Annotated in this window: 14 protein-coding genes; 4 read left to right on the forward strand and 10 right to left on the reverse strand. The window is 65.5% G+C overall.

Translation table 11 applies throughout. The features are described from left to right. Positions 1-130 precede the first annotated feature (130 nt). Genes ACIPY3_RS22665 through ACIPY3_RS22675 form a run of 3 tightly spaced genes read right to left on the reverse strand, consistent with a single transcriptional unit; the run spans position 131 to position 3,052 of the window. Positions 131-1,063 (reverse strand): threonine/serine dehydratase, encoded by a 933-nt coding sequence (locus tag ACIPY3_RS22665; RefSeq protein ID WP_400337713.1) that lies wholly within the window; start codon positions 1,061-1,063, stop codon positions 131-133. 53 nt (positions 1,064-1,116) lie between these two features. Next, positions 1,117-2,136, reverse strand: a complete 1,020-nt coding sequence (locus tag ACIPY3_RS22670) for an aldo/keto reductase (protein WP_400337716.1) — start codon at positions 2,134-2,136, stop codon at positions 1,117-1,119. A gap of 28 nt (positions 2,137-2,164) precedes the next feature. Next, on the reverse strand, positions 2,165-3,052 hold the full coding sequence (locus ACIPY3_RS22675; RefSeq protein WP_400337718.1) for an aldo/keto reductase: 888 nt from the start codon (positions 3,050-3,052) through the stop codon (positions 2,165-2,167). Between the two features lie 116 nt (positions 3,053-3,168). Here ACIPY3_RS22675 and ACIPY3_RS22680 point away from each other — a divergent pair, with 116 nt between their 5' ends. The 3 genes from ACIPY3_RS22680 to ACIPY3_RS22690 all read left to right on the forward strand — a co-directional run bounded on the left by ACIPY3_RS22680 (position 3,169) and on the right by ACIPY3_RS22690 (position 5,824). Continuing rightward, the gene (locus ACIPY3_RS22680; RefSeq protein WP_400337721.1) at positions 3,169-4,050 is read left to right on the forward strand and encodes a helix-turn-helix transcriptional regulator; all 882 of its coding nucleotides are present in this window, start codon (positions 3,169-3,171) and stop codon (positions 4,048-4,050) included. A 24-nt stretch (positions 4,051-4,074) separates the two neighbouring features. Continuing rightward, entirely contained in the window at positions 4,075-4,518 is a 444-nt protein-coding gene (locus ACIPY3_RS22685) for a GNAT family N-acetyltransferase (RefSeq protein ID WP_400337725.1), read from the forward strand. Positions 4,519-4,588: 70 nt separating this feature from the next. Further along, entirely contained in the window at positions 4,589-5,824 is a 1,236-nt protein-coding gene (locus ACIPY3_RS22690) for an FG-GAP repeat domain-containing protein (protein ID WP_400337727.1), read from the forward strand. A gap of 176 nt (positions 5,825-6,000) precedes the next feature. Here ACIPY3_RS22690 and ACIPY3_RS22695 read toward each other — a convergent pair whose 3' ends face one another. The 7 genes from ACIPY3_RS22695 to ACIPY3_RS22725 are packed head-to-tail and all read right to left on the reverse strand — an operon-like array spanning position 6,001 to position 13,285. Beyond that, complete coding sequence (locus ACIPY3_RS22695) at positions 6,001-7,344, reverse strand: NtaA/DmoA family FMN-dependent monooxygenase (RefSeq protein ID WP_400337730.1); 1,344 nt, start codon at positions 7,342-7,344, stop codon at positions 6,001-6,003. Positions 7,345-7,354: 10 nt separating this feature from the next. After that, positions 7,355-8,404, reverse strand: coding sequence for an LLM class flavin-dependent oxidoreductase (locus ACIPY3_RS22700; protein WP_400337733.1), 1,050 nt, complete (start codon positions 8,402-8,404; stop codon positions 7,355-7,357). Continuing rightward, a complete protein-coding gene (locus ACIPY3_RS22705; RefSeq protein WP_400337736.1) occupies positions 8,401-9,240 on the reverse strand; it encodes a DUF1684 domain-containing protein in 840 nt (279 codons plus the stop codon). Before ACIPY3_RS22705 ends, ACIPY3_RS22700 begins: the two co-directional genes overlap by 4 nt. Then, positions 9,224-10,390, reverse strand: a complete 1,167-nt coding sequence (locus ACIPY3_RS22710) for an LLM class flavin-dependent oxidoreductase (protein WP_400337738.1) — start codon at positions 10,388-10,390, stop codon at positions 9,224-9,226. The genes ACIPY3_RS22705 and ACIPY3_RS22710 overlap by 17 nt, the downstream gene beginning before the upstream one ends. After that, positions 10,387-11,379: an ABC transporter substrate-binding protein gene (locus ACIPY3_RS22715; RefSeq protein ID WP_400337741.1), complete on the reverse strand. Its 993-nt coding sequence runs from the start codon at positions 11,377-11,379 to the stop codon at positions 10,387-10,389. The genes ACIPY3_RS22710 and ACIPY3_RS22715 overlap by 4 nt, the downstream gene beginning before the upstream one ends. A gap of 8 nt (positions 11,380-11,387) precedes the next feature. Further along, complete coding sequence (locus tag ACIPY3_RS22720) at positions 11,388-12,323, reverse strand: amino acid ABC transporter ATP-binding protein (RefSeq protein WP_400337744.1); 936 nt, start codon at positions 12,321-12,323, stop codon at positions 11,388-11,390. Then, positions 12,320-13,285: an amino acid ABC transporter permease gene (locus ACIPY3_RS22725; RefSeq protein WP_397326280.1), complete on the reverse strand. Its 966-nt coding sequence runs from the start codon at positions 13,283-13,285 to the stop codon at positions 12,320-12,322. Before ACIPY3_RS22725 ends, ACIPY3_RS22720 begins: the two co-directional genes overlap by 4 nt. A 289-nt stretch (positions 13,286-13,574) precedes the next feature. Here ACIPY3_RS22725 and ACIPY3_RS22730 point away from each other — a divergent pair, with 289 nt between their 5' ends. Beyond that, positions 13,575-15,545: an FAD/NAD(P)-binding protein gene (locus ACIPY3_RS22730; protein WP_400337746.1), complete on the forward strand. Its 1,971-nt coding sequence runs from the start codon at positions 13,575-13,577 to the stop codon at positions 15,543-15,545. Positions 15,546-15,686 lie beyond the last annotated feature (141 nt).

Genomic DNA, 15,686 nt, shown 5'->3' on the forward strand with positions numbered 1-15,686 from the left:
CCCACCCTCAACCTCGAAACCCCAGCCAACCGGCTTAACCAGCTGCTACAAGCGGCCTAACCCCCCAGCGTTGCTCCCACCCCTTGACTCCGCCGAGGTCAAAACGCGCACTAATGCGACTTAGTTGGGTTCAGATGTGCGCGGGATCCGTATTTGCGCCGCAAAGTACGACGGCGACCGTCTCACCATCGCGCGGGGCGTACGCACCCGTGAGCAGCGCGGCATACGCTGCAGCGGCGCCGTGTTCCACCAGGATCCTGTGGCCCTCCCAGAGTTTTCGCCGGGCATCGATGATGGCGTCGTCGCTGACCAGGACGCTTTGGACGCCGGTCCGTTTCGCGACGCCAAAGCCGATCTCTCCCATCCGGCGAGCGCCCAGGGAGTCCGCTGCTATGCCCGAAACCGGCACGTCCACGGGCTCCCCTTGAGTGAGCGCCGTATGCAGGGTCGGGACGGTCTCCGGTTCTACGCCGACCACCTGCGCCCGGCCTTCGGTGGCCGCCGCTATGCCGCCCATCAACCCACCGCCGCCAACAGCAACGAGGATTGTGTCGACGTCGGGCAGTCCGTCCAGCAACTCAAGTCCCACGCCGCCGGCGCCGGCTACGATCTCCGGCTGGTCGTAGGCGTGGCAGTAGACGGCACCCATCTCCCCGGCGAAAGCCACCGCCGCGGCGTAAGCCTCGGCGTACTCGGCTCCGCCTTGGATCACGCGTGCCCCAACGGCGTAGAGCTTGTGGACCTTGTTGGCCGGCGCGGACTGGGGTACGAACACCGTGGCAGGGACACCCAGCTTGGCAGCGGCATAGGCGTTGGCCAGGCCCGCGTTGCCACCGGAGGCCACCACCACGCCGACCTCGGGGTCCAACTCGCCGTTCTCCCGCGCCGTGAGCAGCCGGTTGAACGCGCCGCGGGCTTTGAAGGAGCCCGTGTGCTGCATGTACTCGAGCTTGAACCAGAGCCCGCCGGGGCCTTGATGTTCCCCGGCCTCGGCCAACGGAGTGCGCCGCACCCAGCCAGCCGTCCGGGAGTATGCGGCTTCAACTTCTTCGCGCGTGACCATCCGTGAGCCCCTTTCGTCGGTTCAATCCTACGTAGGGGACCCTCCGCGGGTACCTACCGCCTCCGGGCTTTCGGTGTGAGCTCGTGTGCGCCGTAGCTGTTGTCGTCCGGGTTCACGGTGACGCCGGGCGCGACGAGTTGGTCGATCCTGTCCAGCACGTCGGTGGTGAGTTTGATATCCGCCGCAGGGAGGTAGGACTCCAACTGTTCCATGGTGCGTGGGCCAACGATTGCGGCGGTAACACCGGGGTGGTTGATCACGAACGCGATCGCCAATTCGATGAGCGTGAGCCCGGACTGCCCTGCAAGCTGGGCGAGTTCTTCCACGACGTCGAGCTTCCGCTGGTTGGCCGGTTTGGCCATGTCGAAGCGGGCGCTCGGCCGGGCACTGGATGTCGGCGTCGAAGCTGAGTCCTTCCGCCAACGCCCGGACAGCCATCCCCCAGCAAGCGGACTGTACGTCAAGGTACCCATGCCGTGGCGCTGCACCGTCGGGAGCACGTCTTCCTCGATGCCGCGGGTCAGGATCGAGTAGGGCGGTTGTTCGGTGACGAAACGCTCCAGGTTGCGTTCCCGGGATGCCCACTGCGCTTCCACGATCTGGGAGCCCGAATAGGACGACGATCCGATGTACCGGACCTTGCCCTGCCGGACCAGGTCCGTGAGCGCGCCAAGGGTTTCCTCCACGTCAGTGTCCGGGCTCGGCCGATGGACCTGGTAGAGGTCGATGTAGTCGGTGTTGAGGCGGCGCAGGGAGTTCTCCACCTCGCGGATGATCCAGCGGCGGGAACCACCCCGCTGGTTCGGATCGTCCTCATTCATCGGCATGAAGAACTTCGTGGCCAGGAAGACGTCTTCGCGGCGCCCTTCCAAGGCTTGGCCCACGATTTCCTCGGATGCTCCACCCGAGTAGACATCTGCGGTGTCCACGAAGTTGATGCCCGAGTCCAAGGCACGGTGGATGATGCGGATGGAGTCGGCCACGTCGTTGTTGCCCCACGGGCCAAACATCATCGCGCCAAGGCACAAGGGACTGAGCTGCACTCCGGTGCGGCCAAGGGAACGGTATTCCATGGGGAACCTTTCGGGTTGTAACTGGTAGTCAGGCTTCGGGGATCACCATGGCGAAACGCTCAGGACGGGCCACATCCGGGTCCGGTCCGTTGCGGACCCCGCGGTCCAAGGCGTCGATGACACCCAGCTCCGTATCGCCGAGCTCGAAGTCGAAAACATCAAAGTTTGCTGCGATCCGGTCCGGGTTGGTGGACTTGGGGATGGCCGAGCGGCCCTGCTGCAGGTGCCAGCGGATCATCACCTGGGCCGGAGTCTTTCCGTGCGCCTGCGCTATCGCAACAATCGCAGGGTCTTCCATCACGTTCCTGCGCTCCTCGCCCCACCCCGGGTAGAACGTGATGCCACCGATAGGAGACCACGCCTGGGTGAGGATGCCATGCTCGGCATTTGCCGCCTGCACGTCCGGCTGCGTGAAATAGGGGTGGAGTTCAACCTGGTTTACTGCCGGCACAATGTCCGTGGCGACGAGCAGTTCCTTCAGGTGATGCGGCATGAAGTTGCTGACGCCGATGGCCCGGACCTTGCCGTCGTCGAGCAGTTTCTCCAGCGCCTTGTACGCCGCGATCGTTTGGTCGAAGCGGTCCGGTGCCGGCTGGTGGAGGATGAACAGGTCCAGATAGTCCACGCCGAGCTTGCCCATGGCCTTGTCCCAGGCGTGGAGCGTCTGCTCGTAGCCGTAGTCGCTGACCCAGACCTTGGTCTCAATGAAGACCTCGGATCGGCCCACACCTGATGCGCGGAGCCCTTCGCCCACTTCACGTTCGTTCCCGTAGGCCGCCGCTGTGTCGATGTGCCGGTAACCGGCCGCGAGCGCCGACTGCACTGCCGCCGTCGTATCTTCCGGTGCACTTTGGAAGACGCCCAAACCAAGGGCAGGCATGGTGACTCCGTTGTTGAGTGTGAGTTCGATCGTCATGCCGTCCACGCTAGGTGCGGTGGCAGGAGTGTGGGAGTGCCCGCCATTACCCCCTTGCCTTCCCAAGTACTGGCAGTCCCTCCCTCGGTGCACCGGGGCAGCGTAGCGTTGCAGGCATGACTCACAGTGACGATGTGCGGAAGTTCCTTACCTCGCGGCGGGCCCGGATCACGCCCGAGGCCGCCGGCTTGCCGGCCTATGGCGGGAACCGCCGCGTCGCTGGGCTGCGCCGCGAGGAAGTGGCGATGCTCGCCGGGATGAGCATCGACTATTACATCCGGCTGGAGCGCGGGAACCTTTCGGGAGCTTCGGACAGCGTCCTGGAGGCGCTGGGCCGGGCTTTGCAGCTTGACGACGCCGAAACCGCCCACCTTTTCGACCTGGCGCGGGCGGCCGGAGCCGCTCCGCGAGTGCGTCGCAAGCGAAGCCCGCGCACGGTCCGGCCCAGCGTGCAGCGCGTTGTCGACGCAATTACGACGGCGCCCGCATGGGTCCGTAACGACCGCGGCGATGTCCTCGCGTCCAATGAACTCGGTGCCGCGCTTTACATGGACCTGATGGCGGAGGAAACCAAACCGCCTAACAGCGCCCGCTTCACGTTCCTGAACCCGAAGGCAAGGCAATTCTTCGCGGATTGGGAGCGCAGCGCGGACGACATCGTGGCCGTGTTGCGCTCCACGGCCGGTAAGAACCCCTACGACAAGGACCTGACTGACCTCATTGGCGAGCTCTCGACCCGCAGCGAGGAATTCCGCATCAGGTGGGCCCGGCATGATGTGAAGTACCACCGGACCGGGCGCAAGCGCCTGCACCATCCGGTTGTCGGAGAGCTGGACCTGAGCTTCGAAGCGCTTGAGCTGGCCGCCGATCCGGGCCTGCGGATCAACGTGTACACCGCGGACCCGGGAACACCTTCCGAGGATGCCCTCAAGATGCTCGCCAGTTGGGTTGCCACACAGCGAGACCCGGCACCGGCCTCTGTCGAGGAAACGGGCTGAGCCTTCAGGGCCTAGGCTGGACGTGTGCCTCCCGAGTTCACCCTCCGTCCGTCCAACAGCAGCGATGCGTCCTGGATCGCGGAACTACGTGCCGTGGTGATGCGGCCCGATCTTGAACGTTTGGGGCGCTTCGACCCGGTCCGTGTCCGCGAGCGCTTCCTGAAAGCGTTCCTGCCCGAACACACCTACGTGGTCCACGTCCAGGGTGTGGATGCCGGCGTCATTGCCATTCGGCCGGCGGCGGGCGAAGTGTGGATCGAGCACTTCTACCTCTCCCCCGACCATCAGGGGCAAGGCCTGGGCGGTGCCGTCCTCCGCAAAGTCATGCGGGACTTCGCGGACCGCATGCCCTTCCGGCTCAACGTCCTGCAGGGCAGCCCGGCCCGTCGCCTCTACGAACGCGTGGGCTTCGAGTTGGAGTCAGAGGACCTTGTTGACGTGTTCATGGTGGCGCGTTCGGCCGGCTGACCCGGGCAGGTTTCTGCGGTACGCTCAGCAAAGACCCACGCACTATCGATGCTGGCTTCCGGGGGGAACAATGGGGATTTTTGGAGTGCGCAAGGCGATCTACGCAGCAACGGCGATGGTGGCAGGGGCCTCATTTGTGGCTATGGCCCCGCCGGCTGTGGCAAATCCCGCAGTGGCAAATCCGGCCGTGACGACGCCGGCCGTGGGTCCCACTGCCATCATCGACGGCGTTCCCTACGTTGGCGCCGAGCTCCGCAAGCAGTACGACTACGACTACTCCGGCTGCAAGAACCCCACAGGCACCACGCCCAACGGCTACACACTGGAATGGTTGCAGGATGGAGTGGCTTTGCCGCCCGAACGCCAGGGAGAAGTCCTGAAGCTTGTTCCGGCGGACCTCGGCCACAGGATATCGCTCAAGGTCCGCCCCTCCACGCCCGCTGAACCCAATTGCCCGGACGAAACGCGCGTCAGCCCGGACAGTGCACCGGTCAAAGCCTCGTCCCGTGCCATGGGCTGGACGGACCGCGGAAACTTCGAGCCGCTCGGAAGGACGCAGGACGGCAGGCTCATTCTCTATCCACGGACGTACACGTACATCCCCGGCAGCTGCGAGGGCGCGTGCCCCACGTACTTCGGCGAATGGGACGAATCCCGCCAGGTGGGCCAAGGCTGGGACGCGATGGGCATCGTGTTCTCGCCGGGCGACTTCGACGGAGACGGCTACAACGATCTTCTGGCCACGGACGCCACCGGCACTCTTTTCCTGTATCCCGGTGACGGGGACGGCGGCTGGCAGGAGCGCCAACAAGTGGGCCAGGGCTGGAATATCTTCGACTCGATCGTGGGCCCGGGCGACTTCGACGGAGACGGCTTCAACGATGTCCTGGCCAGGGATGCAGCCGGGGACCTCTACCTTTACCCGGGCGACGGCGATGGCGGCTGGCTGCCCAGGTCCAAGGTCGGCCAGGGCTGGCAGGTCATGGACAAGATCATCACCGGTGGTGACATGAACGGCGACGGTCCCGTGGAAGTCTTCGCACGGGACCGCGACGGGTACATCTCCATCTACCGGGCCGACGGTACGGGCGGCTGGGAATCCTCCGCGGTGGTCAGCGGCGGCTGGGGCACGTTCACCGATATCAAGGGCCTTGGAAGTTTCGGCCACCAGCGCTACAACAATCTCTTCGCAGTTAATGGGAACGGCGACCTGGTGACGTACTCCACGGGAGCGTCCACCGGGGTCCTCTGGGGACCCTATGGCCCCGTGGGCACCGGCTGGAACGTGTTCCGCGAACTCCTCTAGCTAGATCGGTTGGTTCCACACGGCGAGCTGGAGACGGACAGTCTCCGGCCCGCCGTCGAACGCCTCAGGATTCTGCTGCATCATTCGCGGACCCTCCGCCCCGAACCCCCGTGATTCCGCAAAGAAACGGACGCGGCGAAGGAATGATCCAGCAAAATCCATCCACGTGCGCACCATCAGACGCTCAGGGACTCACTCGAACGCACGGGCGTTTCCAACCCCAGGTTCTCGCGGAGCGTGGTGCCACGGTACTCGGTGGGGTACACGCCGCGTTCCTGGAGCTCGGGAACCAGGTGGTTCACAATGTCATCCAGGCCCGTGGGGATGAGCCACGGTGAGATGTTGAAGCCATCCACGGCTCCAACGCGTGCGTATTCCGCGAGGTGGTCGGCCACGGCGTTGTAGGAACCGGTGAAGGTGGCGTCGATCCGCGCAGTCTTGGAGGTGACGAATTCCCGGATGGACAAGCCCTTGTCCTTGGCCTCCGCGCGCCACTGGTCGGCAAGCTGGCGGGCCTTGGCTCCGTGGAAGCCGCTGCCGCGCGTCTCGGAGGTCTCTTCCACCACGGGGTCGATCTCCGGCAGGGGACCATCCGGATCATACGAGGAGAGCTCACGGCCCCAGAATTGTTCCAGGTAGGCAATGGCCTGCTGCGGACCGATCTGCAGGCTCCGGACCCAGGCCTTCTTTTCCTGGGCTTCCTCGGCAGTAGCAGCGAGGATGAACTCGCTGGCCGGCATGATCTGCACTGCGTTGGCTCCACGTCCGGCAGCGACAGAACGGGCCACGATGTCGCGGCGGAACTCCACTGCGTCGTCGAACTTGGGGTGGGCGGAGAAGATGACGTCCGACTGGCGGGCTGCGAAGTCGCGGCCTTCCGGTGAATCGCCGGCTTGGAAGAGCACAGGACGGTACTGGGCGCTGCGAGGCAAGCGCGGCGTGACGTCCACGGTGTAGTGCTGGCCCTCGTGGAGCACCCGGCGGGCGGGTCCGGAGGCCGTTTCCCACGAATCCCAGATGCGCTTGGCTGTCTCCACGAAAGCCTCCGCGTGCTTGTAGCGGTCCGCATGGTCGAGGTACCCGCCACGGCGGAAGTTGGCTCCCGTCCAGGCGTTGTCCGTGGTGACGATGTTCCACGCGGCGCGGCCGCCGGAGATGAGGTCCAGCGAAGCCAGCCGGTGGGCGAGGTCCGCGGGGTCGTTGTAGGTGGTGTTCTGCGTCGCCACCAGGCCGATGTTCTTGGTGACCGACGCCAGCGCTGCGAGCATGGTCTGCGCGTCCGGACGGCCCACCACGTCAAGGGCGTGCGGACGTCCCAGGTGCTCGCGGAGGCGCAGGCCCTCGCCAAGGAAGAACGCCGCGAACTTGCCGCGTTCTGCGGTCTGAACAATCCTGCGGAAGGACTCGAAGTCGGTCTGCGAGCCCGATTCCGCTGCCTTCCAGATGGTTCCGGAGTTGACGCCCTGGAAGAAGATGCCGAACTGGATCTGCCCGCTTGGCTGGAAAATGTCGCGTGTCATGGGGTTACCTTTACTTTCCGGCAGTCGAGTAGCGGTTGTCGGCGTGTTCCAGGCCGAGGAGCCCGCGGAACGTGGCGTCCTGGACCGGCGGCTGCAACGATCCGCGGCGGCGCAGTTCGGGCAGGACCAGCCTGGACAGCTCATCGAGTTCCAGCGCCAGGTCACCGGGGTGCAGCCGGACGCCGTCGGCCTCCTGCAAAAGGGCGTCGAGATAGTCGGTAAGTTCCGCAGCCGAGCCGGAAAAACGCGCGTGGTCGCCCTCCGGGACCACGCGACGCGCGGCAGGCTCGCCGCGCGAGTCGAGGACGACGTCGAGCTCCGCCACCACCGCAACGGACGCACCCAGCCGGGCACGGACGTCCCGGACCTCGGCCACCAGCAACTCCGGGGTGGGCGCCGTGACCAGCACGGCGTCAACAGCACCGGCTGGAACAGATCCTTCGCCCACCAACGACGCGGAGGCCAGCACGGGAAGCTGGCCCTGCAGAGGCCTCGGAATGATCGACGGCCCCTTCACGGAGTAGGCCGCACCGGCAAAGCCCTCCGGAGTTTCGAAGTCCGCATAATGCAGCTTGTCCACGTCGATGTACCGGCCGGTGGCGACATCCCGGATCACGGCGTCGTCTTCCCAGGAGTCCCAGAGGCGGCGGCCAACCTCGATCGAGGCAGCGGCCTCCTGCCCCAGCGCGTCGCCGCTCACGAACGAACGTCCGACGGCGGCAGCCGCCTCCGGCGATTCGGCTGCGGTAGCGATCCACCCGGCGCGGCCGCCGGACACGTAGTCCAGGCTGGCGAGCTGCGTGGAGACGTGGAACGGCTCGGTGTACACGGTGTCCACCTCGGGAACCAGCGCGATGGACCGGGTGACGGGACCGGCGAAGGCCGCACGCTGCAGGGCGTTGGCTCTGCCGGCTTCCGGGGCATCGGCAAAGGTGGCGATGTGGAATCCGGCGGACTCGGCTGCGAGGACGGCTTCGGCGAGGCCGTTGAAGGCTCCGCCGTCCCACCCGGCACCATCAAGTTCGATGGCCAGGAATCCGGCGTTGTTGTTGGTGCTCACTTCTGGTCCTGACGTTCGTAGGGAATCTTTTCGCCTGCTTCAATCGCTACCGGCAGCCGGTTTTCGGCCGGCGGGAGCGGGCAGGTGGCGAGGTCGGTGTAGGCGCACGGCAGGTTCACGGCCCGGTTGAAGTCGAGGACCACGGTGCCGTCTGCGGCTGGAACCACGGACAGCGAGCGGTTGGCGGCGTACGTGGTCTTGCCGGAGGTTTGGTCGGTGAAGAGCACGGACAGGGAGCCAGGCGCGTAGCCGTTGAAGGCTGTCAGGGTGAGTTCCTGGCCGGCGAGCTTGAAACGGATCTCACCGGGCGCCTCGTACACATGTTGGATACCTTCGACGGCGGCGCCCACCGTGGTGGACCGCGGCTCATCGAACGGCACGAACGTTCCGGCCACGGCGAACGCCGCGTTAGGCGTGTACGCCGGTGTGCCTTGGTAGTCCTGCAACAGTGCATTCGCTGGGTTGCGGGGACGGACAATGTATTCGCCGCCGCGCTTGGCCACCTCAATGACGGTGTCGCCGGACACCAGGTTGATGCCGCCGCGTTCCTCGATGGGTCCGAGCTGGACGCTCCCGCCCAGTTCCGTGCCGTCCTGCAGCAGGCTCTCGCCGGGCTCCAAGACAACACGCACGACGTCGGCCTCCAGGCTCCAGGTTCCCGGCGCACCTTCCAGCCGGGTCGGCTCGGCCGTCAGCCAGTGGAGGTGGGTGACGGCGAGGAAGCCGTGCGGGTGGGCGCGGTGGCGTTCGTGGGCTGCGTGCCACTCCTGCCATTCGGCGTCGAAGGCCTCGAGGGCGGCTGCGGTGTGCGTAGCGCTTTTAGTGTGCGTAGACATGTGCGGTGTCGCTCCTGTTCAAAGCGTGGTCTGCGGTGACGGTTGCTGCGGCATCCGGTTCGGTGGCCCCGGCGAACTCCGGTCGGCCGGCGAACGGATCCCCGGACTCCCACAAAGTGGTGGGGGCTGCGGCACGAACGGCCGGGATGACGTCCGTGGCGAAGCGCTCCAGGATCTCGAGCTGCTTTTCGAAAGGAAGCGTGGTGGGCAAGGAAATCGATTGGAGATCATGCCCATACAGCGAGTGGTAGCTCAGGATCTTGTCGATCACCTGCTCCGGGCTGCCCACCAAGGCCGGTCCTTCTGCCACGGCATGGTCGATGTCGCGGAAGGGCGAATTGTTGCCTGGCACGTTGCGGCCCGCCGTCAATCCTTCGTAAACCGGACCGTACTGGCGCTTCGCTTCCTGCGTGGTGTCCGCGATGAACACCCCGCCGGCCCCGCTGCCCGAGCCAAGATATTGGTGGCGGGGATCGTGTCCGTGGCGCTCGTATTCTTCGCGGTAGTGGTCGATCAGGACCTTGTAGTTCTCCCGCGGCTGGATGGCGTTGGCCGTGAACAGCGGATCACCCCACTTGGCGGCGAGCGCAGCGGACGTCAGGGTTGTAGCCGAGCCGTGCCAAATCCGCGGCGACCCCGCGAAGGGGCGGGGCGTCGTCGTGGTCGGTTCGGTCAGCGCGGGCCGGAACCTGCCGGACCAGGTGACGCTTTCCTTCCGCCACAATGCGCGCAGCAGGGCGTACTTTTCCGCGAGGAGTTCCCACTGGTCATCCAACGAGAGCCCGAACAGCGGGTATTGCAGCACCTCGTTGCCTTTGCCGATCACCAGTTCCAAGCGGCCACGGCTGAGCTGGTCGATCGTGGCATAGTCCTCGGCTACCCGCACCGGATCCAGCACGGAGAGCACGGTGACACCGGTCTGGAGGCGGATGCGCGTGGTGACCGCCGCGATGCCGGCGAGGACCGTCGTCGGGGATGACGAGACGAACTCGCCCGCATGGCGTTCCCCCACGGAGAAGCTGTCGAAGCCGAGTTCCTCCGCTCGGCGTGCCGTCTCCACCACTTGGTTGAGCCGGTCAGCGGTGGAAACGATCTCCCCCGTCACCGGATTCTTCAGGTGGGGGATGATGTCCAGGACCTGGAACTTCATTTGCCGGTTCCAAACGTTGCTTCCGTGACGGTCTTCGATTCCGGCACGGCTTCCTCGGAGAGGCCCCAGCGCTCAAGGACCTTGGCGTAGGAGCCGTCCTTGATGGTGGAGTTCAGGGCGTCGGTGATGGCCGGGGCCAGGCCGTTGCCCTTCAGCGTGGTGGCGGCGACGAGGGTCTCGGAGGGCCAGCCCGCGTTGACCTTGCCAACTACTTTGAGGTCGTCGCGGGTGTTTTCCCGGTAGGTCACGGACGGGTAGGGAGCCAGGTTCAGGTCCGTCCGGCCGGAGGAGAGCGCCAGGATGGTGTCGGCGTCGGAGGAGTAGTACTGCAGGGTGGCCGGGGCCTTGCCCTTCGCTTCCAGCTCCTTGTTCCACGCCAGGAGGATCTTTTCCTGGTTGGTGCCCGAGCCCACGGAAATCTTCAGGCCGGAGATGTCGTCCGAGCCCTTGATGTCATAGGTGGAGCTCTTCTTGGCCTCGAAGCCCATGAAGGCCGCGCGGTACGTGGAGAAATCGAACAACTTCACGCGGGCCGCATTGATGCCCACGTTGGAAAAAACAGCTTCAAAGTCGCCGGACTGGGTCTTCAGTGGCCAGTTCTCCCAGGAGGTCACCTGCAGGTCCAGCTCGAGTCCCAGCTTGTCCGCAACCAGCTGCGCGATGTCCACCTCCACGCCGATGGGGGTCTTGTCATCCGTGGCGTGGAAGGACAGCGGGATGGCGCCGGCCGTGGTGGCGACGGTCAGTTTGCCGTCCTTGGAGATGGCTGCCGGAACCTTGGCGGTGGCGGCTGCGTCCTTCTCCACGCGGATGCGGTTCTGGTCCACGGAGGTGTTGTAGACAATGCCGTTCCTGGCGGCTTCCGACTCGGGTTTTGCCGCTGACGCGCCAGGATCGGAGCATCCGGCGAGCGCAGGAAGGACGACGGCGGGAAGCACCGCGAGTGCCAGGAGCTTTCGTTTGTATGAGGTGCCGGTGATGCGAAGCATGGGGATTCCTAGATGTTAAAGGCTGGTTCGATGACTTTGGAGAAGAAGCTGCGGGTGCGTTCCTCGCGGGGATTGCTGAAGATGTCCTGGGGTGTGCCGGACTCCACAATCTGGCCTTGGTCCATGAACACCACGGTGTCTGCCACGTCCCGGGCAAAGCCCATCTCGTGGGTGACGATGATCAGCGTGGTACCGGATTTTGCGAGTTCGCGGATGACGTCCAGGACTTCGTTGACGAGTTCCGGGTCCAAGGCGGAGGTGGGCTCGTCGAAGAGCAGGATCTTGGGGTCCAATGCGAGCGCCCGGGCGATCGCCACGCGCTGCTGCTGGCCGCCGGAGAGTTGGCGGGGGTAGGCATCGGCCCGGTCCTTCAGGCCCACGCGGTCCAGCAGTTCCAGTCCGCGTTTGCGGGCCTCTGCCTTGGAACGGCCTTGCGCCACGATGGGTGCCTCAATGACGTTCTCCAAGGCCGTGAGGTGCGGGAACAAGTTGAAGTTCTGGAACACCATCCCAATGTGCGTGCGCTGCTTGAGGATGTCCTTCTCACGCAATTCGTGGAGCTTGTTCCCGCGGACCTGGTAGCCCACCAGTTCGCCGTCGATGGTGATGAAGCCGCCGTCCACCTTTTCCAGGTGGTTGATGGTGCGCAGGAGCGTGGACTTGCCCGAGCCGGACGGTCCAACGATCACGGCCACCCCACCTGGCGGGACGGACAGTGAGACACCTTTGAGGACCTCCGTGGTGCCGAAAGACTTGCGGACATTGGTGATGTCCACCTGGCCTTTGGTGGCCACAGCGGCAGCCAGGGTGGCCGCGGAAGGCTGTTCCGACGTCGTGCGTTCCTGCGGTTCCGGGGCCGGTGCTCCGGAACTACCCGACGCGAGGTGGGCTTCTTCGAGGTGGGCGGCCGCGGCCGCTTCGGAGGAGGAGAAGACGGTGGTCATCGTGGTTCCTTCCCGGAGTTGACGGGGGCGTGGGCGGCGAAGAACTTGCGGGCTTTTTGCAACGGAGTGAGCGGGAGCGTGCGGAGGGCACCCTTGGAGAAGTGGCGTTCAATGTAGTACTGGAAGACGCTCAGCACCGAGGTGATCACGACGTACCAGAGCGTGGCCACCAGGAGGAGCGGGAGCACCTGCTGGGTCCGGTTGTAGATGACCTGCACTGTGTAGAACAGCTCGGAGTAGGCCAGGACGTACACAATCGAGGTGCCCTTGACCAGGCCGATGATCTCGTTGAAGGCGTTGGGCAGGATGGCCCGCATGGCCTGCGGCAGCACGATCCTGGTGGAGCGCTTCCACGCCGGGATACCCAAGGCCGCAGCCGCTTCAAGCTGGCCCTGGTCCACGGAAAGGATGCCGCCACGGATGATTTCCGCGGAGTACGCGGCCTGGTTCAGGGTAAGGCCCAGGACGGCGGCAGCGAACTGGCTGATGAGGGTGGTGGTCTGAGCCTCGAAGAACCTGACGTCCGTGAACGGGATGCCCAGGCTGATCTTCTCGTAGAGGTAGCCGAGGTTGTACCAAAGGAGCAGCTGGACCAGCAGCGGGGTGGAACGGAAGATCCAGGAGAAGGTCCAGGACACCGAGACCAGCAGCGGCGATGCCGAGAGGCGCATGAGGGCCAGGATGAATCCGAGGACAAAGCCGAGGACGCCGGAGATCGCGGTCAGCTTCAGCGTCTCCACCAAACCGGCCACCACGGACTGCGCAGTGAACCATTGCGCCACCACGCCCCACTCCCAGCGCGGGTTGGTCACCAGGGACCATACGATGGCCGCCACGCCGATGGCCACGATGACCGTGCCCACCCAGCGCCATGGATGCTTCGCGGGAACCAGTTTGTAGTCGGAGTAGTCGGCGGTGGGCGGTGCGGATTCCGCCGTGGCAGGCGGTGCGATTGCACTCATGCGCCACCTCATTTCGGTTGGGGGTTGTCTATCGGATTTCTGCAAATCTAGGGGTGCCCGGAACGGCCAGCAAGGCGGGAATTTGCACTTCTTCACGAGCCTTCTTGCGGCTTCAAAAGGCTTCTTCCAACGTCATAAACGCAATTCACACAACGCCATATGCGTCATTTGTTTTTCGTCATTTAACGCGCAATGACGCGTCGTGAACGGCGGTTACCAGTGCCTCGACCGGGGTGGCGGGGGCTCCCTACATTGGGCATACCAACCCCCGCAGTACAGGAGATGTCCCATGCCGTCACGAGTTCCCGCAATCGTCTTCATTGGCGGCGGTCCGCGCACGGCCGGTGTCCTGGAGCGGCTGGCAGCAAGCCGCCCCGCACTTTTCGACGGTCCGCTGCAGATCCACGTCGTGGAGCCGCACCAGCCGGGTTCCGGCCGGATCTGGCGTTACGACCAAGGTCCCGGCCTGCTCATGAACTCCACTGCCGCGGACGTCACAATGTTCACGGATGCCTCGGTGGCCTGCGATGGCCCGGCCTTGGACGGTCCCGCCCTGGCCACCTGGGCCGCCGGCGTGCTCGATGGCAGCATCACCGACGTCCCGCTGTTTGAACCGCACATCCTGGACCAACTCCGGGCACTGACACCGGCTTCGTTTCCCACCCGGCAACTGCAAAGCAAATACCTTGAATGGTTCTTCCGCCGTGCCGTCAGCTCACTCGGACCGGACGTGACCGTCACGGTGCATCGCGACACGGCCACCGGCGTCTCGCCTTCCTCCGGTGGTGCGTCCTCCGGTGGCGCGTCCTCCGGTAGCGCATCCTCCCGAGGCGACCACGACGCCGGTGCGCACCGCGTGCGGCTGGCCTCCGGCGCCGAGGTGGCTGCCGACGTCGTGGTTTACGCCCTGGGCCACACCGATTCGCAGGCGGAGCCCGAGTCGGCGCGGCTGAGCGCGTTTGCCGCCGAGAACGGCGGGTTCCATGCGCCGCCGTCGTACACCACGGACGTGGACTACTCCCCCATCGCTGCGGGGCAGGATGTGATCGTCTCCGGGATGGGCCTGGCGTTCGTGGACCTGATGGTGCTGCTGTTCGAGGGCCGCGGCGGCCGCTTCGAAGAACGGCCCGACGGCGGACTCGACTATGTGCCTTCCGGCGCCGAACCCCGGCTTTGGGCGGGCTCCCGGCGCGGCGTTCCGTTCCATTCCAAGATCTCCTCCGCGCTGCGCACTCCCGTGGAACGGCCGCGATACTTCACCGCCGACGCGATCGATGCCCTGCTGGCAGAGCACCAGGAACTCGACTTCCGCGCCCACCTCTGGCCGCTGATCGCCAAGGACGCCGGCTACGCGTATTACCGCGAGTTGTTCACCGGCTACCCGGAGCGGGTCCTGGGCACGTGGGCGAGCTTCGAGGCCCGCTTCGACGCCTTGGACTGGTACAGCTCCGAACGGGAGGAACTCGCGGCGTTCGCCGTGCCCGACCGTGCGCTGCGGCTGGACCTGGAGGCAGTGGACCACCCACTGAGCGGCTGCGCGTTCGACTCCCACGAAGCCGTGCAGCGCTCGGTGGCCGCCTACATCCAGCGCGACCTTGATCTCCGCACCAGCGACGACCACTCAGAGACCCTGGCGCTCTTCATGGCGTTGCTGTTCGTGTACATGGACCTGGGCCGGCTGGTCCCGCAGGAACGCCTCAACTCGCGTTCGCAGCAGGCCATCCACGGTTGGTGGCACGGCTTCTTCAGCTTCGTGGACTCAGGGCCACCCGCCCACCGCCTCCGCGAGATGCTCGCGCTGCACCGCGCCGGCTTCCTCAAGTTCCTGGGCCCGGGCATGTGGGTCCGTGCCGACGATGCCACGGGCCGTTTTGTGGCGGGCTCGTTCCAGTCGCCGGTGGTGGTTGACGCCTCTGCCTACATCGAGGCCCGCTTGCCTGCCGCGTCCGTGGAACGTTCCGCGAATCCCGCCTTGCTGGACCTGCACGACGCCGGACTGGGCACCGAACAGCGGCTGCTCACCTCAGACGGCCCGCATTCCACTGGAAAACTCCTGGTCTCCGGGAATCACGAGGTCCTTTCCCCTGTTGGAACACCTCAGAAGGGGTTGTTCGCCGTGGGTCCGTGGACGTCCGGATGGGGTGCGGGTGCGTTTGCCCGTCCCAACACCAACGCCGCACCGTTCCGCGAAAACGACGCCCTGGCCCGCCGGATCCTGGAGACGCTCAGGGCCCCGGTCCCAGCCCCCCAGCCCAACTAGGTCGCAGTTGTGGGGGGGTTTTGGGGGGAAAAACCGCCCGAATGCGACGCAGGGGGGGGTGGGGGGGGTGGAAAAAAGCCCGCCCCTCCCCGAAACCGAGGGGCGGGCGGGCGGGGTGGACAAAGCGGTAGACTGGGGCGG

It is taken from the genome of Paenarthrobacter sp. NPDC089714, from assembly GCF_044748905.1.
GTDB lineage: Bacteria > Actinomycetota > Actinomycetes > Actinomycetales > Micrococcaceae > Arthrobacter.

Bases quoted from the DNA above. Each gene is read 5' to 3' on its own strand.
- ACIPY3_RS22695 (WP_400337730.1), bottom strand. From the start codon at position 7,344: ATGACACGCGACATTTTCCAGCCAAGCGGGCAGATCCAGTTCGGCATC.
- ACIPY3_RS22705 (WP_400337736.1), bottom strand. From the start codon at position 9,240: ATGTCTACGCACACTAAAAGCGCTACGCACACCGCAGCCGCCCTCGAG.
- ACIPY3_RS22690 (WP_400337727.1), top strand. From the start codon at position 4,589: ATGGGGATTTTTGGAGTGCGCAAGGCGATCTACGCAGCAACGGCGATG.
- ACIPY3_RS22725 (WP_397326280.1), bottom strand. From the start codon at position 13,285: ATGAGTGCAATCGCACCGCCTGCCACGGCGGAATCCGCACCGCCCACC.
- ACIPY3_RS22665 (WP_400337713.1), bottom strand. From the start codon at position 1,063: ATGGTCACGCGCGAAGAAGTTGAAGCCGCATACTCCCGGACGGCTGGC.
- ACIPY3_RS22730 (WP_400337746.1), top strand. From the start codon at position 13,575: ATGCCGTCACGAGTTCCCGCAATCGTCTTCATTGGCGGCGGTCCGCGC.
- ACIPY3_RS22680 (WP_400337721.1), top strand. From the start codon at position 3,169: ATGACTCACAGTGACGATGTGCGGAAGTTCCTTACCTCGCGGCGGGCC.
- ACIPY3_RS22710 (WP_400337738.1), bottom strand. From the start codon at position 10,390: ATGAAGTTCCAGGTCCTGGACATCATCCCCCACCTGAAGAATCCGGTG.
- ACIPY3_RS22720 (WP_400337744.1), bottom strand. From the start codon at position 12,323: ATGACCACCGTCTTCTCCTCCTCCGAAGCGGCCGCGGCCGCCCACCTC.
- ACIPY3_RS22675 (WP_400337718.1), bottom strand. From the start codon at position 3,052: ATGACGATCGAACTCACACTCAACAACGGAGTCACCATGCCTGCCCTT.
- ACIPY3_RS22670 (WP_400337716.1), bottom strand. From the start codon at position 2,136: ATGGAATACCGTTCCCTTGGCCGCACCGGAGTGCAGCTCAGTCCCTTG.
- ACIPY3_RS22715 (WP_400337741.1), bottom strand. From the start codon at position 11,379: ATGCTTCGCATCACCGGCACCTCATACAAACGAAAGCTCCTGGCACTC.